Raw genomic sequence first — 21,689 nt, forward strand, 5'->3', positions numbered from 1 at the left:
ATCAACGATCTTGAAGAATCGTTTGAATTTTTGTCACCATTAAATCAATCGCCACATGGTTTTGGCCGCCTTCTGGGATGATGATGTCAGCGTATCGCTTTGTCGGTTCAATGAATTGGTTATGCATGGGTCTGACAACAGATACATACTGTTCAATCACAGAATCGATTGAACGGCCTCTTTCTTTCGTATCGCGTAAAATGCGGCGAATGATGCGAAGATCTGCATCTGTATCGACATACAGTTTAATATCCATTAAGTCTCTTAGACGTTCGTCTTCTAGTGCAAAGATGCCTTCAACGATGATAACATCCTTTGGTTCAACATGGACAGTCTCTTCTGAACGTGTGTTGAGCTTGAAATCATATATTGGTTTTTCAATGGATTCGTACCTTAAGAGCTGTTCCAAATGCTCAAACATCAGGTCATTGTCGAATGCGAGCGGATGATCATAGTTCGTAAGCAGACGCTCTTCAAATGGCATATGACTTTGATTTTTGTAATATAAATCTTGCTGAAGCATGAGGATGGAATGTCCTTTAAATTTTTCATAGATTGAATTGGTGACGCTCGTTTTACCTGAACCTGAGCCGCCAGCAATCCCAATGACAACTGGTTTACTCCTCATGTGCCTGTTATTTCCCCTTTCTCATCATGTTGCTTGGGTATACTTTTTGATCTAGCTTGAATTTGACGATTTGTAGCGGATGACGAGCGGCATCTAGTTCATTTCCTTTTTCATCCCAAATCGTCTCAATTTTGCATGTGAAATTCTCAATTTCTGGTCCGAAAAATTCGACTTCGTCACCAGCTTTAAAGAAGTTACGCTGCTGCAATGTGACGATTTGTTCTTTTTCATCATAATGAAGAACGAGACCTGCGAAATCAAAAGTCGTTTTCTTTCCATGAATGCCAAACATTTGCTCATCCGTTCCTGGTACACCTTCAAAAAAGGCTGGTGCTGTGTCACGGTTTGCACATTTATCTAATTCATCTAACCATTCCTGCTCAATGACAAAATTGTCCGGGTCCGCACAATAGGCGTCGATGACTTTGCGATACACACTCACGACAGTTGCCACATAATGAATTGATTTCATTCGCCCTTCGATTTTCAAGCTGTCAATTCCCATTTCGATCATTTGAGGAATGGATTCGACAAGCTTTAAGTCTTTTGGACTCATCGCAAATGATGCGTCTTCCTCTCCAAATAATGGCGCTTCCTCAGAACCTTCTAGTTTATAAAGATCATAATCCCAGCGGCAGGACTGGCAGCAGCCTCCGCGGTTAGAATCTCTTGCCGTCATATGGTTACTGAGCACGCAGCGGCCAGAGTAAGCAATACACATCGCACCGTGAATGAACGTTTCAATTTCAATATCGACCTTTTCTTTCATTTCTCTAATTTCCAGCGCACTTGTCTCGCGAGCCAGCACCACACGCTCAAGCCCTTCTTCTTTCCAAAACTGAACAGCTTTCCAGTTCGAAAGAGATTGCTGTGTGCTTAAATGGACTTCAAGCTTCGGTGCGACACGTTTACACGTTTCAATGATCAGCGGGTCAGCCACAATAATGCCCGCTACTCCAGCGCCTTCAATCCCTTGAAGGTATTCCTCCAGCCCGTCCATGTTTTCGTTGTGGGCAAAGATATTCGTTGTCACATAGATTCGTGCACCGTATTTTTTTGCAAATGCAACACCTTCAGCCATTTCCTCAATCGAAAAGTTGTCGGCATTTGAACGAAGTCCAAATTCTTTTCCGCCTATAAAGACAGCGTCTGCTCCGTAATGTACAGCAATTTTCAGCTTTTCCAAGTTTCCTGCTGGTGCAAGCAGTTCTGGTTTTTTTGTAATGACACGTTTCCCGTCAATCATTTCAGAAATACCATCTTTCAATAGTGCCATTTCCTCTGCCTCCTCTTATATTAATAAACCGTTTCTTTAAAGAAGAACCCTGTATCAATTGAACGATTCACTGGCTGAATCTCTTCAATCCGCTTCACCCAGTCCTCTTTCTGATCTTCATACGCGTCTTTGTCAGTCGCTAATAAATCAATTGCTTTTCTATATAGAGACGTCACCTCTGTCATATAAGAAAGTGACTTTAAAATTCCGTCAATTTTAAATGAGTCAATGCCTGCATCAACAAATTCCTCTAATTCATCAATCATACACACATCATTTGGACTCATAATATGAGTGCCGTTTGCATCCTCGAAAATAGGGTATTTGTTTTGACGCTCTTGATCATGAAGGAATAGTCCTTCCTCCATATTTCTGCCTTCGACGTCCATTTGTTTGCCCTGATATTCAAAGTAGTTGCCAATGAGCGTACGTTTTGATTGGAACATACATGTCATGCCATGGACTTGAATTTCGATTTCCACCTCGGCATTTTCTTTGATGTCGATGACACTGTCCATATTCAGTTCTTTGGCAAGAACAGCACGCGTTGCACCTTTTCTGCCCCAGTAGTTACAAGTGTAGTAGTTTGTCCCAGTCGTTTCTGTACTCCAGTGGAGATTCAGGCTTACCCCTGCTTCTTTGGCGGCCATGATCACAGCTGGGTCTCCAAAGACGACGCCGTCTACGTTTAATGCGTCGAGAAAGGTTAAGTAATCTCCAAGCAGCTGCACACGATCATTATGAAAAATCGCATTCATCGCCACATACACTTTTTTGTGCTGCGCATGTGCAAGCAGAGCCGTCTGTTTCACATCTTCTCTTGAAAACTCGCCTGCAAGACGAATACCGTATGTTTGTTCGCCTATTAAGAATGCATCAGCTCCCGCCTCGATTAATGGCAGTACATCTGACACCTTGCTTGGCGTCACAAGCAATTCTGGTTTTTTCATGATTGGTCACCTCTTTTTGTACTAATGGCGATCCCGTCTCCCACTGGAATAATGCACGTTTGGAAATCGGGGTTTGACATAAGCCATTGATTGTATCGATCAATTTTTCCAATTAATTGTTTTTTTCTTTTATCTTCTATTTCTTCTTCATAGTTCGTTGCCACTAAGCCTTTAAATAATACGTTGTCTGTAATAATCATTCCGTCATGAGCAAGCATCGGTTCAAACAGCTCAAAAAAACGTTTGTACTGCCCTTTTGCGGCATCAATAAAGATCACATCATAGGGCGCCATCGTTTGGACTGTTTTAGCCGATTCCATGGCATCACCAAAGAACACGTGTATTCTTTCTTTTAACTTTAATTCATCAATGTTCCGTGTCGCTTCTTCATAGCGTTTCGCATTTCGCTCAATCGTAAAAATTTCAGCAGCTGGTAGAGCTGTCGCCATTCGAATGGCGGAGTAGCCTATCGCTGTCCCAACCTCAAGAATTTTCTTCGGCTTTTTCATCGACAGCAGCTGCAGTAAAAGTTCAATGCTCACCTTTTCCATAATTGGCACATGATGCTCTTTTGCATATGCCTCTAATTGAGCGATTGTATCAGGACTTGGGTGAATTAAATGTTCAATATAATCATTCATTTGATCATCTTCGATAGTCATTATTTGTCTAGCTCCTTCATGACCTGAAAAAGAAGAGTCCTGCCTGTTGCAGCTCTCTTTCTCGTCAATCTTTCGTTCATCTAAGTAAAACAACCCGATATATTTTACCACAAAGAAGTGGTAATTGCGAACCTATAAAATGGATATTCCAACGAAAAAAACTGCAGGCAATCTTGTATTGTCTACAGTCTTTTTCGATTCACATGTACATTAATTGCTGCCTGTGATGTATTTGGCTTTCGCTTTGTTGTGCTCATTTAACGTTTTTGTAAAGACGACTTCTCCATTTTTCTTCGCAAGGAAGTACACATAATCTGTTTTATCTGGATGCAGTGCGGCTTTCCATGAAGATTCGCCAGCATTTGCAATAGGTCCAGGCGGCAGTCCCTTGTTGTTATACGTATTATAAGGCGATTTCACCTTAAGGTCTTTGTAATAAACACGGGATTTATGCTCACCTAGTGCATAGAGAACGGTTGGATCGGTTTGAAGCGGCATGTCCTTTTTCAACCGGTTATAAAAAACACTGGAGATTTTTGCGCGATCCGTCTTTTCCGTTGCTTCCATTTCAATCAGTGATGCCATCGTTAACACATCATGTATGGACATGTTTCTCTTTTTCATGTCTTTTTCATACGTTTTCACGTATTGATCTGTTTGTTTAATCATTGTTTCAATGATCGTTTCGAGTGATTCATCCTCACGATAAAATGGATACGTCGCAGGGAATAAATAACCTTCTAACGGATGTTTCACCTGTTTGCCATTTACCTGTGAAGTCACCGTTTTCGGATATTTTTTCATTAACGTTTGAATAAACGCTGGATCATCTAGCTTCGCTTCCACTTCCTTCGCTGAAAAATTCGTCTGGTTTGCAATAACTGCCGCAATATCAGACAGCTGTTTTCCTTCTGGAATCACAAGCTGAAAGGCGTAGTCTGTCCCTCCAGATGTCAGCTTTTGAATCAGCGTGTCTGCGTCCATCGTTTGTTTCAAATGAAAGTATCCTGCTTTAAAGCCGGACGCATTTTTGTATTTTGCATAATAAGTAAAAATCGTGTCATTCGAAATGAGCCCATTTTCTTTTAAAATGCCCGCAATCTCACGGACTGATGTCCCATTAGGAATATGAATATTAATCGTTTGTTTGCTTTTTTGATCGACCGGTCCAAGTGCTGATTTAACATATAAAAAGCCTGATAATGCTGCAATGATGATGACAGCAAGGACAGATAACAGGACGATCCCCATTTTCCTTTTGAAAAATGGTCGTTTCTTTTGTTCTGAAAACATGCATGGCCCTCCTCACATCTAGCTTTTATAGTACATGATTCGACGGAGTTCGGCAATTACTTGCTCATGCATGTCATGACAGAACTTGACATAATACGGCTAAACCAACGCCGCCACCGCTCCCAATAGCAGCCATGACATAGCTTCCATTCTGTAAGGTGCGCGCTTCATAAAATAGTCTCACCATCATCGCAGCGCCCGATGCGCTATATGGATGCCCAAGACAAAGTGCACCGCCTCTTTTATTGATTCGGTCATAAGGAATATCCAGCGTACGAGCAATCAGCGCTATTTTCAGAGCAAAAGCTTCATTGATTTCAAACAGTGCGACATCCTCTGCCTTGATTTTCTCTTGATCTAGAAGTTTCTTCATCGCATCAATCGGCGCAGCAGCTGGAAAATCGGGATGCATCGCCGCCACAGCACTTCCGGCATATCGCAGCATTGGCTGAAATCCATTCGCCTCCGCTAGCGCTCTTTCCATCACAACGACCGCTGCTGCACCATCTGCTTCTTTGCAGCTATTGGCGGCAGTCACAGATCCTTTTCCCGGTGAAAATATAGGCTTTGCCCGCTGGATCAGTTTCGCCATCGGTCTTATTTTCGCGGCCGCTTCATCTATGCTCAGTCCGTCAATCGAAACGATTTCTTCAGAATATGTACCACGTTTGATTGCGTCTATACTTCTTTCCCAGCTTAAAAGTGCATAGTCATCTTGTTCTTTTCTTGTGACGGAAAATCTAGAAGCCGTTAGCTCTGCTGCTTCTCCCATAGACGGATCTCCTATCCACTCCGGAGAAAAGCGTGCCCTTTCTTTCATTGGTGATCTGGATATGCTCTCAGTCCCGCCAGCGATATACATTGAGCCTTCCCCTGATCGAACCATGACGCAAGCTGTTCGGATTGCTTCTAGACCAGAGGCACACTGCCTATCAACCGTCATACCGGGCACTCCTAAAGAAAGCCCTGCTTCTAATGAGGACAGACGGGCCATATTTCCGCCGCCTCCTACAACATTTCCTAATATGATGTCGTCCGGTGTCATCCCTTTAGACAAATACTGAATAAGAGGCGCAGCTAATTGCTCTGGACGATAATCCTTCAGCATCCCGTTTTTATCACCGAAGGGTGTCCGTTTTGCTTGTACGATTACTGCTTGCATGACAATTGTTCCTCCGCCCACTTTTTCATGCTGGCACGTGCTATTTTTCCGCCGGATGTTTCAATTATTTGATCAATGACAAGCCATTTTTTAGGCACCTTGTAGGCCGCAAGTTTTTCTTTGACAGCTTGCCGAACCGTCTTTGTGTGCTGTCCTTGTTCAATAATGGCAACAGGAATTTCACCCCAATATGGGTCAGGAACGCCAACTACAACCGATCGCTTCACCTCTGGCTGTTCATTTAGCACACGCTCAATTTCCTCTGGAAAAATATTCAGCCCTCCATAGACGATCATGCCATTTTCACGGCCGCTCATATACAAATAGCCGTCTTCATCCAGCCAGCCCATATCATAAACGGTTATCCACTCTTCCGGCGGTTTCACCTCATGTAAGTAGCCTGCAAAAGACATCGGGCTCTTCACATAAATTCTTCCTGTCTCATTTGGCTGGCAGACAGTTTGATCAGCTCGCCTCACTTCAATTTGAATGGGAGAGAAAGGCCGTCCGACAGAAGAAGGCTTTTGTAGAAAGTCATTTGAAGATAAGTAGGAAACAAAGCTTAGCTCTGATGTGCCGTAAAAATCAAAAAATGTCACATGCGGATAGTTGGTCACGAGTTGTTTCTTTGAAGGAATGCCCCAATCTGCTCCAGATGATATGACAAGAAGCGAATTGTCTCTCGCAAAAGCGTCTATTTCCAGCAACGATTCTGTCATTGTCGGGACAGTATACATCACAGTAATGTCTCCTGTCTGTAAGGTTTTTTTCGCTTTCACTGGCGTAAATTTTTCTAAAAGCGTCACTGTGCCGCCAAAGTATAATGTACTGATGGCACCATATAAAAAGTGAGAGGATAAGAGTGTACCTGCTATCAGAACATGATCTTGATGAGTGATTCCAAATGTACCGGCTGTCGTTCGAAAGCTTTCGATCCATGACTGCTGACGCCTGATAAAGGCCTTAGGCGAACCCGTTGATCCTGACGTAAATCCCATATAAAAGATAGGGTCGATCTCGCTGTCGCATTTGTTAAATGGACCTTGTGTGATGAGGCTCATTTTTTCCTTCCATTCAGATAAAGAAAGAACCTGCATGTCTTCGCTGTACTTTTCAAATCTATTTAAATATCGATCCTCGATAATGACGAGAGCTGCCTCACTTAACAAAAGCTTTTCTACACATTCTTCATGGCTCCATCTCGGATCAAGCGGGATAGCTGTCCACCCTGCATAAGCAGCGCCAGCAAATATTTGGAGAAAAGAAGCACCATTTGATAATAAAAAAGCGACTCTTTTTTGCTCATGAGCCGTTTGTTGTAACCATTGCGCTGATAGCCGGACACGCTCATACCAATCTTGATAAGTGATCCTTTCTTGTCCATCAATGATGGCGATATGATCTGGGTTCATTTCTGCATGTGATGCATAGCATTCCGTTATTCTATTCAAACTGCACGCCTCCCTTTACGCACATCCCTTTTTCGATATGACATGGCCGAAATGATTTTCACCGTGAGAACGGCACATATGCCCGCTTTGATGAAATCACCTGGAATATAAATCAGACTAAGAAGAGCTGCCTGAGTGACCTTGATATCCATCATCATCGCTTGAAAAGGAATGCCGCATACATACAAAATTCCGATACTGCATACCGCATAGATCATAAAAAGACGCAGAGCGGTCACTTTTTTTAGTCGGTTGATCCACAAACTAATCATGAAGGCAGCCACTGGATAGGCAAGTAAAAATCCACCGCTTGGTCCAAAAAAGACCCCTATTCCGCCTCTCCCACCTGACAAAAGGGGTGCCCCAGCTGCCACAACCAAAAGAAACAGAAGTAAACTGATCAGTGCATGTTTTGGCTTTAACAGACCCCCAGCAAGCAAAAGACCTGCCGTTTGCAATGTGATGGGTACAGGTGTAAACGTAAGTAAAATCGGCGGGATCAATCCTAACATCCCGATAACCGCAGTCATTAGCGCCATTTGCATCATGTCTTGGATTTTCAATATTCATACCCCTCACTCAATTCATTGTTAAAAATAGCGTAAAAGGTACGACTTATTATGTCAACAAAAAATAAAATAAAGTTAACATATTGATCGTAAAAAAAGACCTGTGAAGAAAGATCACTAAGATCCGTTCACAGGCCTTTTATTCGTTCTATTCTTCGTCTTCTTCTTGATCTAAGAACGTATTTAACGTTTCTTCAATCATGTCCCACTCTTCATCCGTTTCAATAGGCTCTAGCTCGCCATCTTCACCGTTTTCGTTCGGCGTGAAGCTTGATGCATGAATTTCAATTTCTTCATTGTCTTGCTCAGAAATTGGGTAGTAAAGAACATATGATTTGTTAAAATGGTCGCTTTCAAAAGTAAATAGTACTTCGCAAAGCTGTTCATTTCCATTATCATCAACGATTGTAATTTGCTTTTCTCCGTGTTCCATTTGATTCACCTCATTTTAATTTAAGCTGTCTAAGTACCCTTGCAGGATCATAACAGCCGCCATTTTATCAATGACTTTTTTACGCTTTTGTCTGCTCACATCTGCAGAGATGAGCATTTTTTCCGCTGCCATTGTCGACAGGCGCTCGTCCCAAAGCACAACAGGAACATTGTACGTGTTTTCTAACACTTTCGCAAATGATTGGCTGGCTTCGCCTCTAGGACCGACCGTACCGTTCATATTTTTTGGAAAACCAAGTACAATTTTATCCGTTCCATATTGCGAGACGATTTCGGACAGGCGGCTGAGACCGAAGTCTCCGCCTGCTTCATCAATTTTAATTGTTTCAATCCCTTGCGCTGTCCAGCCCATTTCATCACTGATCGCAACACCAAGGGTTTTCGTGCCTAAATCTAAGCCTAAAATTCTCATGTTTTACGCCTCTTTATGTGTCTCTAAGTACGATTTAACCAATTCCTCAATTAATTCGTCTCGTTCTAGTTTACGAATTAGGTTGCGAGCATCCTGATGTCTTGGAATATAAGCAGGGTCGCCTGACAGCAAGTATCCGACAATTTGATTGATCGGGTTGTATCCTTTTTCTTGGAGTGCGTCATGTACTTTAATGAGCACTTCATTCACATTGGTTTCAGCTGAATCATCAGAGAAGTTAAACTTCATTGTCTTATCAAATGAACTCACTGCTTCTTGCACCTCTCTTCCAACATTCTACTAGCAAGCTTTTTCTAACCGCTCATCTAATACCATTATTCTACACTACATCGCCTGATTATAAAACGGATTTGACAGATTCTTCGACAATTGCCAGTGCTTCTTCTAGCTTTTCCGGTTGTTTTCCGCCTGCTTGTGCCATGTCTGGGCGTCCGCCTCCGCCTCCGCCGCAGATTTCAGCTGCCTGTTTCACAAGTTTCCCTGCATGCAGACCTTTTTCGATGACGTCTTTTGTCACTCCTGCTGAAATGTTTACTTTTCCGTTTTGAACGGCTCCGAGCACAATGACAGCTGAGCCTAATTTGGCTTTTAAGTCATCAACCATGGTTCTTAAATGGTTCATGTCTTTCGCGTTTACTTTTTCAGTTAACACTTTTACTCCGCCGATTTCTGTCACTTTCTCTAAAATAGAGCCTGCTTCAGCCTGGCTTAATTTTGCAAGAAGAGATTCGTTTTCTCTTTGAACCTCTTTTAAATCTGCCTGCAATGAAGCGATACGTTTTGGTACATCCTTCGTATTTGACTTCAGCTCACTCGCTGCCTGCTCTAAAATCGCCAGCTGGTCATTTAATTCTTCGTATGCCCCTTTACCAGTCACCGCCTCAATCCGGCGTGTTCCAGCACCAATACCCGATTCAGATGCAATTTTAAACAACCCGATTTCCGCAGTATTTTGAACGTGACAGCCGCCGCATAGCTCGATGCTGTAATCGCCTACTTGGACAACTCGGACAATATCACCATACTTCTCGCCAAAGAGCGCCATTGCACCCATTTCTTTTGCATCAGCAATCGGCTTCAGGTCAATAGCAACAGAGATGCCTTCCCATATCTTTTCGTTCACGATTTTTTCAATCTGTGACAATTCTTCTTTTGTGACTTGTCCAAAGTGAGAGAAGTCAAAGCGAAGTCTATTTTCATTCACCAATGATCCTGCCTGGTTCACGTGGCTGCCCAAAACGTCTTTTAGCGCCTGATGCAAAAGATGTGTCGCTGTATGGTTTTTCACAATGCCTTTTCGAAGAGCTGATTCCACTTCCGCAGTGACTTCAAGTCCTTTTTTGGCTGTACCGCTTACGACTACTCCTTCATGAACATGCTGACCATTTGGCGCCTTTTTCACATCTTTGATGTCAATGTTCACTTCAGCGCTTTTCAATGTCCCTTTATCAGCCACTTGTCCGCCGCTTTCCGCATAGAAAGGTGTTTCATCTAACAAAATTTGCACTGTATCGCCTTCATGTGCTTCTGTAACAATTTCACCATTTTGAAGCAATTCGACGATACGGGCATCTGCCGTTAGATTTTCGTAGCCAACAAATGTGCTTTCTACTTTAATATCTCCTAAAGCGCCACCTTGAACCTGCATACTGCCGACATCTTGTCTCGCATTTCTTGCACGTTCACGCTGCTTCTCCATCTCAGCCTGGAAGCCTTCTCGATCCACAGTCATGTTCTCATCTTCTGCGTATTCTTCTGTGAGCTCGACAGGGAATCCATACGTGTCATACAGCTTAAATACATCTTCACCTGAAATCTGTGTGCTGCCTTTGTCTCTTTCTTTTTTGATGACTTCTGACAAAATAGCTAAGCCTTCGTTCAGTGTTTCATGGAAGCGTTCTTCTTCATTCTTGATGACTTTCGCAATAAATTCTTCTTTCGCTTGTACATCTGGGTAGAAATCCTTCATGATTTCCGCCACAACTGGAACTAGGTCAAACATAAACGGGCGATGGATGTGAATGGTTTTTGCATAACGCACGGCACGGCGAAGCAAACGTCTTAACACATACCCGCGGCCTTCATTGGAAGGAAGCGCTCCATCACTTACAGCAAAGGCAACCGTTCGGATGTGGTCCGCAATGACTTTGAATGCTGTATCCTTTTCCTTTGTCTCGCCATAGCTTTCTCCAGAAATGGTCTCAACTGCACGAATAATTGGCATGAATAGGTCTGTATCGAAGTTCGTAGGCACGTTTTGAATGACAGATACCATTCGTTCAAGACCCATCCCTGTATCAATGTTTTTCTTCGGCAGCGGCGTGTATGACCCATCTGGATTATGGTTAAATTCAGAGAACACTAGGTTCCACACTTCTAGATAACGCTCATTTTCTCCACCAGGATATAATTCTGGATCGTTCATGTCGTCACCGTACGATTCACCACGGTCATAGAAAATTTCTGTATTCGGTCCACTTGGGCCCTCGCCAATATCCCAGAAGTTGCCTTCAAGGCGAATAATACGTTCTTCAGGTACACCGATTTTATCTCTCCATAGAACATACGCTTCTTCGTCCTCTGGATGGACAGTGACAGATAACAAATTCGGGTCAAAACCAATCCACTCGTCACTTGTGAGGAATTCCCACGCCCATTCGATCGCTTCTTCTTTAAAATAATCACCAATAGAGAAGTTGCCGAGCATTTCAAAGAACGTATGATGGCGTGCCGTTTTTCCTACGTTTTCAATATCATTTGTACGAATCGATTTTTGCGCGTTGCAAATACGCGGATTTTCAGGTACGACGCGGCCATCAAAGTATTTCTTTAATGTTGCCACGCCGCTGTTGATCCACAAAAGTGTCGGATCATCATGCGGTACGAGTGATGCACTCGGTTCTACAGCATGTCCTTTTTCTTTAAAAAAGTCTAAAAACATTTGGCGTACTTGAGCTGAAGTTAAAGTTTTCATTCAAAAAATCCTCCCTTATCATTCATCAATCTCCACACAAACGAAAAAACATCCCGCCCTATGCAAGCACAAAACGACTTACACAGGGACGAGATGCTCTCGCGGTACCACCCTGATTATAGACCTATTCCGTCTATCACCTTCACATCCGATAACGCCGGAAGAGAGCGGCAGTGTTTATCTGCACTCGGGACTAGCTTCCGTTAAAGGTCTGATAAGGCTTTTCTCAGCAAAATAAAACCTCTCTCTGCAACAGCTTTTTAACGTACTCGGGTCCGTCATTGAATTCAGTATGTAGTATGAATCGAAATTATTATAGACAACTCGGCTCCTCTTGTCAATGAACGCTTCGTCTCATGAGAATATATTGCACAATGATTACTCTGATGATAGCGGCAGTTGGTACGGCTAAAATCATGCCTATTAAACCAAATAACTCTCCTCCTGCTAGCAAGACAAGCATAATGACGACAGGATGCATATGAAGACTTCTTCCTACGATGATCGGGCTGAGGACGTTGCTTTCTAAAAATTGCAGCACCGCTACTGTAATCAGCACAATCATAACCGATTTAACCGAGATGGTAAACGCAATAAAGACAGCGGGAACCGCACCGATAATCGGTCCAAAATACGGAATGACATTCGTTGCGCCAATCAGCATACCTAGGACAAGCGGATACGGGATATGAAACAGCCAAAGCACAATGGCTGCTGCACCTCCAATTAATGAACAGACAAGCAGCTGCCCTCTAATATAATTACCAAGCGATTCATCAACTGCCTTCACAAACGCATGTCCCCTCTTCCGAAATGATGGCGGCGTCAAATACCATGCAGCCCGCTTCATCGTACTCATGTCCTTCACCATATAAAAAACAAGAAAAGGAATGAGCGCTGCAACTAATGCGTAATCAAGTAATACTTTACAGCTAAGAATCATTCGCTCCGCGCCGTTAGCTGCATATGTCTCCGATTGAACAATTAAGCGATCCAAGCGGTCGTGAAGTCCGTCGGGCCAATGGCTTGTATGATGATGAATATGTGATAAAGCGCCATTATACGTTTCCGCAAGTACAGGAATTTGTTCTGACAGCTCATTTAACTGCTTGATCATGACAGGCGCTCCTTTATAAACCGCAAGCCCAATCCCGCCAAAAAACAGTACATAAATCAATAAGAGACTAACAGTCCTTGGCAAGCCCCCCGCGTGCAATTTTTCCACTATCGGATAAAGCAGATAAGAAATAAAAATGGCAATGAGCAGCGGAATTAGAACCGCCTTTAACAACAAAAAAATAGGCATCCATAACTCGTCGAGCTGCAATAAAATGAGCAAGGATGCAAGGACAAGCAGGACCCCTGCGGCATATATCAGAAATTGGACCGGACGTTTCTTCACCTTTTTCACCTCTTTTCTTATTGTTTATCCATCTTCTGTAATTATCCATGTAAATAAAATTTGTCCTAACTTTGTTAAAAATGAATACACATGAAACATACAGCTCCATCCAAAGTCACTAAAATGTCTACACTGAATATTCCATCATGTACAAGAGGAGGTTCTTCATGATCACATTCGAAGAAGTCAACAAGCATTATGGCCAGTTCCATGTACTGAAAGACATTAACCTACATATTCAAAAAGGTGAGGTTGTCGTGATCATCGGTCCTTCAGGATCAGGTAAAAGCACGATGCTCAGATGCATCAATCGTCTTGAAAGCATTGATGAGGGAAAGGTACTCGTCAACGAAGTGCCTGTTCAGCATCCGAAGACCAACATCAATCTTGTCAGGCAAAATATTGGGATGGTGTTTCAGCATTTTCACCTCTACCCGCATAAGACGGTGCTTGAAAACATTATGCTTGCCCCAATGAAGGTGAAAAAGGTGAGCAAGGAAGAAGCGAGGGAAACAGCCGAATTTTATTTACATAAAGTTGGCATTCCTGATAAAGCTGACGCCTACCCTTCAAGACTCTCAGGCGGACAGCAGCAGCGTGTTGCGATTGCAAGAGGGCTTGCGATGAAGCCAGAGGTCATGCTGTTCGACGAACCGACATCGGCTCTTGACCCAGAGATGATCGGAGAGGTACTAGATGTGATGAAGCAGCTCGCCCGAGAAGGAATGACCATGGTTGTCGTCACACATGAGATGGGATTTGCCAGAGAGGTCGCCGACCGTATTGTCTTTATTGATGAAGGCAGAGTTCTTGAAGAGTCAACACCGGCTGCATTTTATGAGAAACCGCGTGAGAAACGCGCTCAGCTCTTTTTAAGCCGTATTTTAAATCACTAGGGGGAATGATTTGATGAAAAAAATGAAACGCTTTGGCCTACTACTCTTTATGACTTGCTGTATTGCTGCATTGGCTGCTTGCGGATCTGCTGAAAAAGGCTCGACTGATGCAAAACAAGGAAGCTCTTTAGAAACCATTCAGAAAGACAAAAAAATCATATTCGGGGTCAAGAATGATACACGTCTCTTCGGTCTAAAAAATCCTAGCAACGGAGATATCGAAGGGTTTGATATCGATATTGCAAAAGCCATCGCAAAGGAAATGCTCGGTGATGAAGGAAAAGCAGAATTCAAAGAAGTGACATCAAAAACGAGAATTCCTTTACTGCAAAAAGGAGATATTCATGCGATCGTCGCAACTATGACGATTACCGAAGAGCGTAAAAAAGAAGTCAATTTCTCAGATGTTTACTTTGAAGCAGGACAATCATTGCTTGTGAAAAAAGGAAGCGACATTCAATCGATTGATGATCTTAAAAAAGGGACGAAAGTGCTTGCAGTGAAAGGATCTACTTCTTCTCAAAATATCCGTGAAAAAGCACCTGAAGCGTCTGTATTAGAATTTGAGAACTATCAGGAGGCTTTTACAGCTTTAAAATCAAACCAAGGGCAAGTGCTGACAACCGATAATGCGATCTTATTTGGTATGGCAGATGAGGATTCAAATTACGAAGTCGTCGGCGGCACCTTTACAGATGAGCCTTATGGTATTGCTGTGAAAAAAGGTGATCAGAAATTAACAGCTGCGATCAATAAAGCCCTAAAAACCTTAAAAGACAATGGAGAGTATGACAAGATTCATCAAAAATGGATCAAAGAATGACCGTTTGACGTGTGAAGAATGATTCTCTCAGGGTGAGCCGCTCATTGGCTCACCTGTTGATCAGGAAGGAAGTGAACTGATTGCTACGGTTTTCCATTCTTATTGAAAATTTTCAGCTTTATATAGAAGGCTTTAAATATACCATTGGTGCAAGTGTCATTGCTTTGATTGGAAGCTTTTTGATCGGTACACTCATTGCCATTATGAGAATTGCGCCACTTAGGCCGCTCAACTGGTTAGGAACGGCTTACGTGGAGTTTGTTCGGAATATTCCGTTATTATTGATTACATTTGTCTTCTTCTTTGGATTACCCGTGCTTGGCATTGTAGCAGATGGCTTCACCGCTGGCACAATTGCCCTTGCCATTTATACGTCTGCCTTTATTGCTGAAGCCATTCGCGCAGGGATACAAGCTGTACCGCTTGGACAAATGGAAGCAGCCCGTGCTTCAGGTCTATCCTATGGCGGGACGATGCGGTATATCATTCTGCCGCAAGCGATTAAAATTGTCATTCCCCCTCTTGGGAATCAATTTATTAACCTTGTCAAAAACTCCTCTATTTTAGGTGTCATTGCAGGGTTTGATCTCATGTATCAAGGAGACCTCATCGCTTCTAGAACATTTGTGACATTTGATGTCTACATCTTTGTTGCCATGTTCTATCTACTATTAACGATTCCGCTCAGTTTAGGCGTTGGTTATTTAGAAAAAAGATTAGCAAGAAGCCACTAGAAAGGAGGAAACATCATGGATTTTCTAGGTGCCTACCAGCCTGATCATCTCGCCTTTTTACTTGAAGGATTTGCTGTCACCTTAAAAGTGGCTTTTATCTCCATCATTTTGAGCTTTCTCATTGGATTAGTCATTGGCACATTGCGGTTCGCTCAGATTCCGGTTTTATCAAAGATACTTGCAGTCGTCGTCGAAACCATTCGAAACCTGCCGCTCTTATTGATCATCTTTTTCACATATTTTGCACTGCCCGAAATCGGCATTAAGCTGAGCATTATAGCCTCGGCTATTGCAGCTTTAACCGTATTTGAATCAGCGATGCTGTCAGAAATTATTCGAAGCGGTTTAAAATCAATTGATAAGGGGCAGATCGAAGCAGCTAGGTCTTCTGGTTTAACCTATATCCAAACGTTAAAAATGATTATTATGCCGCAGGCTTTACGCCGTATGGTACCGCCAATTGTTAGTCAGTTCATCTCTCTTTTAAAAGATACGTCACTAGCTGTTGTCATTGCCCTTCCAGAGCTATTGCATCACGCTCAAATATTAAACGGTCAGAGCCAATCTTACTTACTGCCCATTTTCCTATTAGCAGCGATGATGTATTTTGTCGTCAATTTCAGCTTATCATTACTCGCGCGCCGATTAGAATATAGGCAGGCATAAAAAAGGACATCCGCTTTTGGCTTTTGGCGGATGTCTTTTTGCTTACATCATTCTCATAACGCGTTTTCTTAGCTTTTTCATATCCCGCTTTGATGGCATATCATATCGGCTTGCAAAGTGATATGCGAGTGCACCTGCACCAAGCGTTAATAGTGAAGAAGTCATTTTGCCCATTCGAAATTCCCCCTTAACACTTATAGTTGAATTGAACGTTCATCATCACTAAACAGATCATCTAAGCTGCTTAGTGTTCCGTCTTCTTCCACTTGGTGTGTAGATATTTTGCCTTTTGACAGCGTCAATTCAATAAAACAGCCCCAGCAATAATATTGATTGACCCCAATTTTTCCGATGTCTTTACATTTGCAATTTGGGCAAATGAGCATAATCAGCACCTCTTTACGTTCGGTTTAGAACAAGTGCTTCCTTTTGAACGTTGATCAAGGTTCCGGCAGCCTGAAGCTGTTTTCGAATCCCTGAAAGCTCTGTAAAGAAGCCGTCCGAGAGTTCATATGCTACGATTGTGCCCGAATTTGTGCAAAAGTATACATCTTCCAAAACGCCTAAATTTTCACCATCAGGCGACTGTATCATTTTCTTTTTCAATTTCGAAAATAAGAAGGATGGGGCGGAGGAATCCATGCCTATTCCCTCCAGGCAGCTCACATATAAGCCTTTGTCTGTCAGCTGATCCCCAGCCGAGAATGGAACGAGTGCACAGTCTTTCTTTTTCCCATCTAACACATATCCTCCGCAGCTGCCTCCGGCTAATAAGCAAATATCTTTTATCGAACCAAGTGAATGAGACGTTTCACCTGTATAGATTGACATTCCTTCAAGCTCTCGACATGTTCTCAAAATGTGCTCAACCACCTTTTGCGGAACAGTCTTATCGTGTGCGTTTACTGCAAGACTCATACGAAGAAATGGCTTCCATGAACGAAATATGAGGATTTCTTTTCATGCTAAAAAAGGCTCCCATCTGGAAGCCTTTTATTCATGCATAAAATCAAATGGAGTGATTCCCTCCATACCGATATTTGCATCATGCACGCTAAACGGCAGTTCTTTTTGAAGTGCTGCAAGCTCCGCATCCATAACCTCTTCGGTTTGCACGAGCCGCATCGTTAAGGACGTTTGTCTGAGCGAATCCTCATTGTTTTTCACGCCCCACTCCAGTGCTGATTCCTCGCCGCACAGAATTAAAAACTTTTTACTTCGTGTAATGGCTGTGTACAGCAGATTTCGCCGAAGCATTCTGTAGTAGCTTCTCACGACTGGAAGCACAACGATGGGGAATTCACTGCCTTGTGATTTGTGGATGGAGCAGCAATAGGCATGTGTAAATTGATGAAAATCCTTTTTTGTAAAGGTAATTTCATTCCCATCAAAGGAGATCACAGCCATGTCTTCTTTTTCCGTGTTTTCTTTCGCATAAAAAATCGAGACAATTTCGCCAATATCACCGTTAAAAATATTGTTCTCCGGCTGATTCACAAGCTGAAGCACTTTATCACCGGTCCGGTACACCACATCACCAAACGGGATTTCTCTGCCTTTTGGTTTTTTAGGATTTAAAATGTGCTGCAGCATTTTATTGAGCTCATTAATGCCTGCTTTTCCTTTATACATGGGCGCAAGCACTTGAATGTCTTTAGCTGAATAGCCTTTTTGAGCAGCATTGCTGACGACTTTCTCAATCACTTCTTTCATTTGATCAACTGAGCATTTTATGAAAGATCGATCCTTTGAACGTGCGGTAATATCCTTTGGCAGGACGCCATTTTTCATATCATGTGCAAGCTCAACAATGCTGGAGCCGTCTGCCTGACGGTAAATATCTGTCAGGGTAACAGCTGGCACAGCTTGTGATGCAAGCAAGTCTCTTAACACTTGGCCTGGTCCGACAGACGGAAGCTGATGTTCATCCCCCACCATGATCACTTGGATATGATCAGGAATGGCCTTAAACAAGTGATTCGCAAGCCAAATATCTAGCATGCTTGATTCATCAATAATGACAAGCTTTCCTTCAATCGGCTGTTCTTCATCATGCGAGAATCCCTCTGACCCATTCCAACCAAGCAGCCGGTGAATCGTCACAGCTGGAAGCCCTGTTGATTCTGTCATTCGTTTAGCTGCTCGTCCAGTTGGCGCCGCAAGCACAAATGGAAAGGATTCATCTTTTTTGTAATCACTCGGATCAAGAGATACACCGTGAAGATCGCTGTAAAGCTCAACAATCCCTTTAATGACTGTTGTCTTCCCAGTCCCAGGTCCGCCTGTTAAAAGCAGCATTGGGGACATGAGCGCCTTTTGAATCGCTTCTTTTTGTGTCGGTGCATACTGGACGCCCAGCCGTTCCTCTAGCTCACCAAGGGCTAGAAGGAATTCTGATTCAGGGAATTGGTCTGCATATTCCGTTTGGGAGACGATTTTTTGTATACGTTTGGCGACACTTTGCTCGGCATAAAATAAGGACGGATGATAGCAGCGCTCATCTTCAATGATCATCTCTTTCCCTTCGCCAAGTGCAATGATCTGATTGGCGACGTCCATTTCCGTCACTTTGTACTCATTGCCTGTCTGATTGAGCAGTTTTCGGGTTTCGACGATCAAATCCTTTGTTTGTATGTACGTATGACCGTCCTGAAGGCTGGCTGTCTCCACTGTATAAAGCAAGGCTGCACGGATTCGCTCTGGGTCATTTCCTGAGATACCGGTTCTAGCGCCAAGTTCATCCGCCTTAATAAATCCGATTCCTTCGACATCCTTGACGAGCTGATAAGGGTTTTCTTCAATCTTCTGCAGCGTCTCACTCTCGTACACTTGATATATCTTCATGCTGAGCTGTGGACCAAAGCCATATTGATTCAGGCTGATCATAATTTGTTCCAATCCTTGATGCTCCTGGAGCGCTGCGGCCAGCTTATCTGCCTTCTTTTTTGATAAACGCGGAACGTCATACAAAACCGCTGGGTCACGCATAATTTTATGAAGCGTCTGATTGCCAAGCTGCCCCACAATTTCTTCCGCCGTCTTTTTCCCTATCCCTTCGAATAAATCACTTGAGAGATAATGAATGATTCCTTGCTTTGTTGTCGGTACTTCCTTTTGAAAATGAGTCGCCTGAAACTGTTCACCAAATTTCGGGTGGCTTGTGACTTTGCCATAGAAGGTGTAAGTTTCTTCCTCATGAAGTGCTGGGAAGTAGCCTGTGACAGATGCTGTTTTTTCCTCTAAGTTTTCCGATGTTTCAATGACTTTCACCTTTAACACCGAGTATAAATTACTTTCATTATGGAAAATAACGGCTTGAACTGTCCCCTTTAAAAACGGTTCGTCCTCAAGCTTCATTTGATCTGGATGTTCCTGCACAGGTCTTCCCTCCTTCCGTCTATTCTGCCTCTTGAATTAGCTTTTGTGCATGTAGTGCCAGCATATGGTCAGGCTGCACGTCAATCGCTTTTCCTAGCATCTCAAGTGCTTCGTCTTTTTTCTCTAAGTATGCATACGCAACCCCTAAATTATAAAAGGCATCTGCATGCTGCGGATCACGCGCGATCACCTCGGTAAAGGTCGTCACCGCTTCTTCCAGCAATTGTTCATTGGCTAAGCACATGCCAAATTGGAACCTTGCTTCATTATCATCTTCATTCAGTTCGATGGCACGCTGAAGATAAGGCATCGCAAGCTTCGGCTGCTCTAATTTGATGAGCGTTTGCCCCAGCATATAAAATAAATCACTATTTTCCATCCCAGCTTGAAGTGCTTGTTCAAAATAGTCTTTTGCTTTCATAAAGTCTTCTTTTAATGTGTATACATTTCCTGCCCCGTAATAGGCTGCAGCTGCGGCGTGATCAAGTTCTATTGCTTTTTGAAAGAAGTTTAACGCACGTTCAAATTCATTGATGCTTGAAAGCAAGTTCGCAAAGTTAATATATGGAACCGGGTCTTTCGGGCTTTCTTCAATGGCTTTCGTAAAAGCTTCTGCTGCTTTTTCGATGTTCCCTTGATTTAAGGCTTCTATGCCGATTTCGTTATGATTCATTCGCTCTCTCATCCTTTCATTAAAAAACCTCAACAGCGACGTTGAGGTTTTGAAAACATGTTACACATACGACAGCTTTTGGCCGTCCTTAAAGACATCGTCAATTGTTCCGCCACCGAGACATTCGTCGCCATCATAAAAGACAACCGCTTGTCCTGGTGTGACAGCACGAACAGGTTCATCAAAGATGACCATCGCTTCTTGCTCACCAGTCATTTTCACCTTCACATGGTGATCTTCTTGACGGTATCTGAATTTAGCTGTGCAGATTAATTCACCGTTTTCACCGACAATATGAGGACGAGTCCAGCTAATATTGACGGCTGAAATGCTTTCAGAATATAAAAGTGGATTGTGGAAACCTTGTTCGACAAACAGAATATTTTGTTCCAAGTCTTTTCCAACGACAAACCAAGGATCACCGCTGCCGCCAATGCCTAGACCTTGGCGCTGACCGATCGTGTAATACATCAGTCCATCGTGCTCCCCTTTGACTTCTCCGTCCATCGTCTGCATCACGCCAGGCTGTGCAGGCAAATATTGACTGAGGAACGTTTTAAAGTTTCTTTCTCCAATAAAGCAAATACCCGTTGAATCTTTTTTCGTTGCTGTTGCGAGCTCTGCTTCTTTTGCCAATTCACGAACCCTTTTTTTCTCTAGATCACCGATTGGGAACATGACTTTATCAAGCTGTTCCTGAGTCAGCTGATTTAAGAAATACGTTTGGTCTTTGTTGGCATCAAGACCTCTTAGCATTTTGACTTCATCGCCAGTTCTGTCGACGCGCGCATAGTGACCTGTTGCTAAATAATCCGCACCGAGTGACAATGCGTGCTCAAGGAACGCTTTGAACTTAATTTCTTTGTTGCACATGACATCAGGGTTTGGCGTTCTGCCCGCTTTATATTCATCAAGGAAATATTGAAACACTTTGTCCCAATATTGCTTCTCGAAATTCACTGCATAATAAGGGATTCCAATTTGGTTGCATACGCGGATGACATCCTCATAGTCCTCCGTTGCTGTACATACACCATTTTCATCTGTGTCATCCCAGTTTTTCATAAATATGCCGATTACATCATAGCCTTGCTCCTTTAACATAAGAGCAGCAACTGATGAATCGACTCCTCCGGACATACCGACCACAACTCTTGTGTCTTCTGGTCTTTTTGTCATCTTCATCAACTCCATTTTCAATGAAACAGCATGTGCGTTTCGTTCTTCAGGTGCCTGGCTGTTTCATTTTTCACACACGAACAAAAG

Annotated in this window: 23 protein-coding genes and 1 other annotated feature; of the genes, 4 read left to right on the plus strand and 19 right to left on the minus strand. The window is 43.0% G+C overall.

Annotated elements, in window-relative coordinates; genetic code table 11:
- Position 1: 1 nt before the first annotated feature.
- The 13 genes from udk to MHH41_RS12110 all read right to left on the minus strand — a co-directional run bounded on the left by udk (position 2) and on the right by MHH41_RS12110 (position 13,253).
- On the minus strand, positions 2 to 628 hold the full coding sequence (udk, locus tag MHH41_RS12050) for a uridine kinase (RefSeq protein WP_024427878.1): 627 nt from the start codon (positions 626 to 628) through the stop codon (positions 2 to 4).
- Positions 629 to 635: 7 nt separating this feature from the next.
- Positions 636 to 1,904: a peptidase U32 family protein gene (locus MHH41_RS12055; RefSeq protein WP_106035309.1), complete on the minus strand. Its 1,269-nt coding sequence runs from the start codon at positions 1,902 to 1,904 to the stop codon at positions 636 to 638.
- Positions 1,905 to 1,924: 20 nt separating this feature from the next.
- Complete coding sequence (locus MHH41_RS12060; protein ID WP_212046157.1) at positions 1,925 to 2,854, minus strand: peptidase U32 family protein; 930 nt, start codon at positions 2,852 to 2,854, stop codon at positions 1,925 to 1,927.
- The gene (locus MHH41_RS12065; RefSeq protein WP_340866386.1) at positions 2,851 to 3,516 is read right to left on the minus strand and encodes an O-methyltransferase; all 666 of its coding nucleotides are present in this window, start codon (positions 3,514 to 3,516) and stop codon (positions 2,851 to 2,853) included. The genes MHH41_RS12060 and MHH41_RS12065 overlap by 4 nt, the downstream gene beginning before the upstream one ends.
- A gap of 210 nt (positions 3,517 to 3,726) precedes the next feature.
- Positions 3,727 to 4,809: an endolytic transglycosylase MltG gene (mltG, locus tag MHH41_RS12070; protein ID WP_003216614.1), complete on the minus strand. Its 1,083-nt coding sequence runs from the start codon at positions 4,807 to 4,809 to the stop codon at positions 3,727 to 3,729.
- 73 nt (positions 4,810 to 4,882) lie between these two features.
- The gene (locus MHH41_RS12075; RefSeq protein ID WP_251190270.1) at positions 4,883 to 5,971 is read right to left on the minus strand and encodes an acetyl-CoA C-acyltransferase; all 1,089 of its coding nucleotides are present in this window, start codon (positions 5,969 to 5,971) and stop codon (positions 4,883 to 4,885) included.
- Positions 5,959 to 7,422 carry an acyl-CoA synthetase gene (locus MHH41_RS12080; RefSeq protein WP_340866387.1) on the minus strand — a complete coding sequence of 488 codons (1,464 nt, stop codon included), beginning with the start codon at positions 7,420 to 7,422 and terminating at the stop codon, positions 5,959 to 5,961. The genes MHH41_RS12075 and MHH41_RS12080 overlap by 13 nt, the downstream gene beginning before the upstream one ends.
- Positions 7,419 to 7,985 carry a biotin transporter BioY gene (locus tag MHH41_RS12085; RefSeq protein WP_340866388.1) on the minus strand — a complete coding sequence of 189 codons (567 nt, stop codon included), beginning with the start codon at positions 7,983 to 7,985 and terminating at the stop codon, positions 7,419 to 7,421. Before MHH41_RS12085 ends, MHH41_RS12080 begins: the two co-directional genes overlap by 4 nt.
- A 154-nt stretch (positions 7,986 to 8,139) precedes the next feature.
- The gene (locus MHH41_RS12090; protein ID WP_003216483.1) at positions 8,140 to 8,424 is read right to left on the minus strand and encodes a DUF1292 domain-containing protein; all 285 of its coding nucleotides are present in this window, start codon (positions 8,422 to 8,424) and stop codon (positions 8,140 to 8,142) included.
- Between the two features lie 15 nt (positions 8,425 to 8,439).
- Complete coding sequence (ruvX, locus tag MHH41_RS12095; RefSeq protein WP_003216519.1) at positions 8,440 to 8,856, minus strand: Holliday junction resolvase RuvX; 417 nt, start codon at positions 8,854 to 8,856, stop codon at positions 8,440 to 8,442.
- Between the two features lie 3 nt (positions 8,857 to 8,859).
- Positions 8,860 to 9,126 (minus strand): IreB family regulatory phosphoprotein, encoded by a 267-nt coding sequence (locus tag MHH41_RS12100; RefSeq protein ID WP_034620648.1) that lies wholly within the window; start codon positions 9,124 to 9,126, stop codon positions 8,860 to 8,862.
- Between the two features lie 88 nt (positions 9,127 to 9,214).
- Positions 9,215 to 11,851: an alanine--tRNA ligase gene (alaS, locus tag MHH41_RS12105; protein ID WP_212046161.1), complete on the minus strand. Its 2,637-nt coding sequence runs from the start codon at positions 11,849 to 11,851 to the stop codon at positions 9,215 to 9,217.
- A gap of 81 nt (positions 11,852 to 11,932) precedes the next feature.
- Positions 11,933 to 12,142 (minus strand) — a binding site (T-box leader).
- Between the two features lie 46 nt (positions 12,143 to 12,188).
- Complete coding sequence (locus MHH41_RS12110) at positions 12,189 to 13,253, minus strand: AI-2E family transporter (protein WP_340866389.1); 1,065 nt, start codon at positions 13,251 to 13,253, stop codon at positions 12,189 to 12,191.
- 167 nt (positions 13,254 to 13,420) lie between these two features.
- On the opposite strand from MHH41_RS12110, the gene MHH41_RS12115 reads away from it, so the two are divergent.
- From MHH41_RS12115 to MHH41_RS12130, 4 genes are all read left to right on the plus strand, one after another.
- A complete protein-coding gene (locus MHH41_RS12115) occupies positions 13,421 to 14,149 on the plus strand; it encodes an amino acid ABC transporter ATP-binding protein (protein WP_050943677.1) in 729 nt (242 codons plus the stop codon).
- A 13-nt stretch (positions 14,150 to 14,162) separates the two neighbouring features.
- Positions 14,163 to 14,972, plus strand: coding sequence for a transporter substrate-binding domain-containing protein (locus tag MHH41_RS12120; protein ID WP_340866390.1), 810 nt, complete (start codon positions 14,163 to 14,165; stop codon positions 14,970 to 14,972).
- 80 nt (positions 14,973 to 15,052) lie between these two features.
- Positions 15,053 to 15,706 (plus strand): amino acid ABC transporter permease, encoded by a 654-nt coding sequence (locus MHH41_RS12125; protein WP_310426390.1) that lies wholly within the window; start codon positions 15,053 to 15,055, stop codon positions 15,704 to 15,706.
- 15 nt (positions 15,707 to 15,721) lie between these two features.
- Positions 15,722 to 16,372, plus strand: coding sequence for an amino acid ABC transporter permease (locus tag MHH41_RS12130; protein WP_340866391.1), 651 nt, complete (start codon positions 15,722 to 15,724; stop codon positions 16,370 to 16,372).
- Between the two features lie 42 nt (positions 16,373 to 16,414).
- Here the strand turns inward: MHH41_RS12130 and MHH41_RS12135 are convergent, their stop codons facing one another.
- From MHH41_RS12135 to mnmA, 6 genes are all read right to left on the minus strand, one after another.
- Positions 16,415 to 16,546 carry a YrzQ family protein gene (locus MHH41_RS12135; protein ID WP_003216198.1) on the minus strand — a complete coding sequence of 44 codons (132 nt, stop codon included), beginning with the start codon at positions 16,544 to 16,546 and terminating at the stop codon, positions 16,415 to 16,417.
- Between the two features lie 20 nt (positions 16,547 to 16,566).
- Positions 16,567 to 16,758: a hypothetical protein gene (locus MHH41_RS12140; protein WP_003216308.1), complete on the minus strand. Its 192-nt coding sequence runs from the start codon at positions 16,756 to 16,758 to the stop codon at positions 16,567 to 16,569.
- Between the two features lie 13 nt (positions 16,759 to 16,771).
- Entirely contained in the window at positions 16,772 to 17,230 is a 459-nt protein-coding gene (locus MHH41_RS12145) for a PRC-barrel domain-containing protein (RefSeq protein WP_340866392.1), read from the minus strand.
- A gap of 135 nt (positions 17,231 to 17,365) precedes the next feature.
- Positions 17,366 to 19,750: an SF1B family DNA helicase RecD2 gene (gene recD2 / locus MHH41_RS12150; RefSeq protein ID WP_310024352.1), complete on the minus strand. Its 2,385-nt coding sequence runs from the start codon at positions 19,748 to 19,750 to the stop codon at positions 17,366 to 17,368.
- Between the two features lie 19 nt (positions 19,751 to 19,769).
- Positions 19,770 to 20,423 (minus strand): tetratricopeptide repeat protein, encoded by a 654-nt coding sequence (locus tag MHH41_RS12155; RefSeq protein WP_003216571.1) that lies wholly within the window; start codon positions 20,421 to 20,423, stop codon positions 19,770 to 19,772.
- Positions 20,424 to 20,483: 60 nt separating this feature from the next.
- Complete coding sequence (gene mnmA / locus MHH41_RS12160; RefSeq protein WP_050943674.1) at positions 20,484 to 21,602, minus strand: tRNA 2-thiouridine(34) synthase MnmA; 1,119 nt, start codon at positions 21,600 to 21,602, stop codon at positions 20,484 to 20,486.
- Positions 21,603 to 21,689: the final 87 nt, after the last annotated feature.

Source organism: Bacillus sp. FSL K6-1145 (genome assembly GCF_038003425.1).
In the GTDB taxonomy this organism is placed as follows: domain Bacteria; phylum Bacillota; class Bacilli; order Bacillales; family Bacillaceae; genus Bacillus; species Bacillus pumilus.

What these genes read in the sequence shown, in the direction of transcription:
- udk (WP_024427878.1), bottom strand. Translation starts at nt 628, where the DNA reads ATGAGGAGTAAACCAGTTGTCATTGGGATTGCTGGCGGCTCAGGTTCA.
- MHH41_RS12055 (WP_106035309.1), bottom strand. Translation starts at nt 1,904, where the DNA reads ATGGCACTATTGAAAGATGGTATTTCTGAAATGATTGACGGGAAACGT.
- MHH41_RS12060 (WP_212046157.1), bottom strand. Translation starts at nt 2,854, where the DNA reads ATGAAAAAACCAGAATTGCTTGTGACGCCAAGCAAGGTGTCAGATGTA.
- MHH41_RS12065 (WP_340866386.1), bottom strand. Translation starts at nt 3,516, where the DNA reads ATGACTATCGAAGATGATCAAATGAATGATTATATTGAACATTTAATT.
- mltG (WP_003216614.1), bottom strand. Translation starts at nt 4,809, where the DNA reads ATGTTTTCAGAACAAAAGAAACGACCATTTTTCAAAAGGAAAATGGGG.
- MHH41_RS12075 (WP_251190270.1), bottom strand. Translation starts at nt 5,971, where the DNA reads ATGCAAGCAGTAATCGTACAAGCAAAACGGACACCCTTCGGTGATAAA.
- MHH41_RS12090 (WP_003216483.1), bottom strand. Translation starts at nt 8,424, where the DNA reads ATGGAACACGGAGAAAAGCAAATTACAATCGTTGATGATAATGGAAAT.
- ruvX (WP_003216519.1), bottom strand. Translation starts at nt 8,856, where the DNA reads ATGAGAATTTTAGGCTTAGATTTAGGCACGAAAACCCTTGGTGTTGCG.
- alaS (WP_212046161.1), bottom strand. Translation starts at nt 11,851, where the DNA reads ATGAAAACTTTAACTTCAGCTCAAGTACGCCAAATGTTTTTAGACTTT.
- MHH41_RS12115 (WP_050943677.1), top strand. Translation starts at nt 13,421, where the DNA reads ATGATCACATTCGAAGAAGTCAACAAGCATTATGGCCAGTTCCATGTA.
- MHH41_RS12120 (WP_340866390.1), top strand. Translation starts at nt 14,163, where the DNA reads ATGAAAAAAATGAAACGCTTTGGCCTACTACTCTTTATGACTTGCTGT.
- MHH41_RS12130 (WP_340866391.1), top strand. Translation starts at nt 15,722, where the DNA reads ATGGATTTTCTAGGTGCCTACCAGCCTGATCATCTCGCCTTTTTACTT.
- MHH41_RS12135 (WP_003216198.1), bottom strand. Translation starts at nt 16,546, where the DNA reads ATGGGCAAAATGACTTCTTCACTATTAACGCTTGGTGCAGGTGCACTC.
- MHH41_RS12140 (WP_003216308.1), bottom strand. Translation starts at nt 16,758, where the DNA reads ATGCTCATTTGCCCAAATTGCAAATGTAAAGACATCGGAAAAATTGGG.
- MHH41_RS12155 (WP_003216571.1), bottom strand. Translation starts at nt 20,423, where the DNA reads ATGAATCATAACGAAATCGGCATAGAAGCCTTAAATCAAGGGAACATC.
- mnmA (WP_050943674.1), bottom strand. Translation starts at nt 21,602, where the DNA reads ATGACAAAAAGACCAGAAGACACAAGAGTTGTGGTCGGTATGTCCGGA.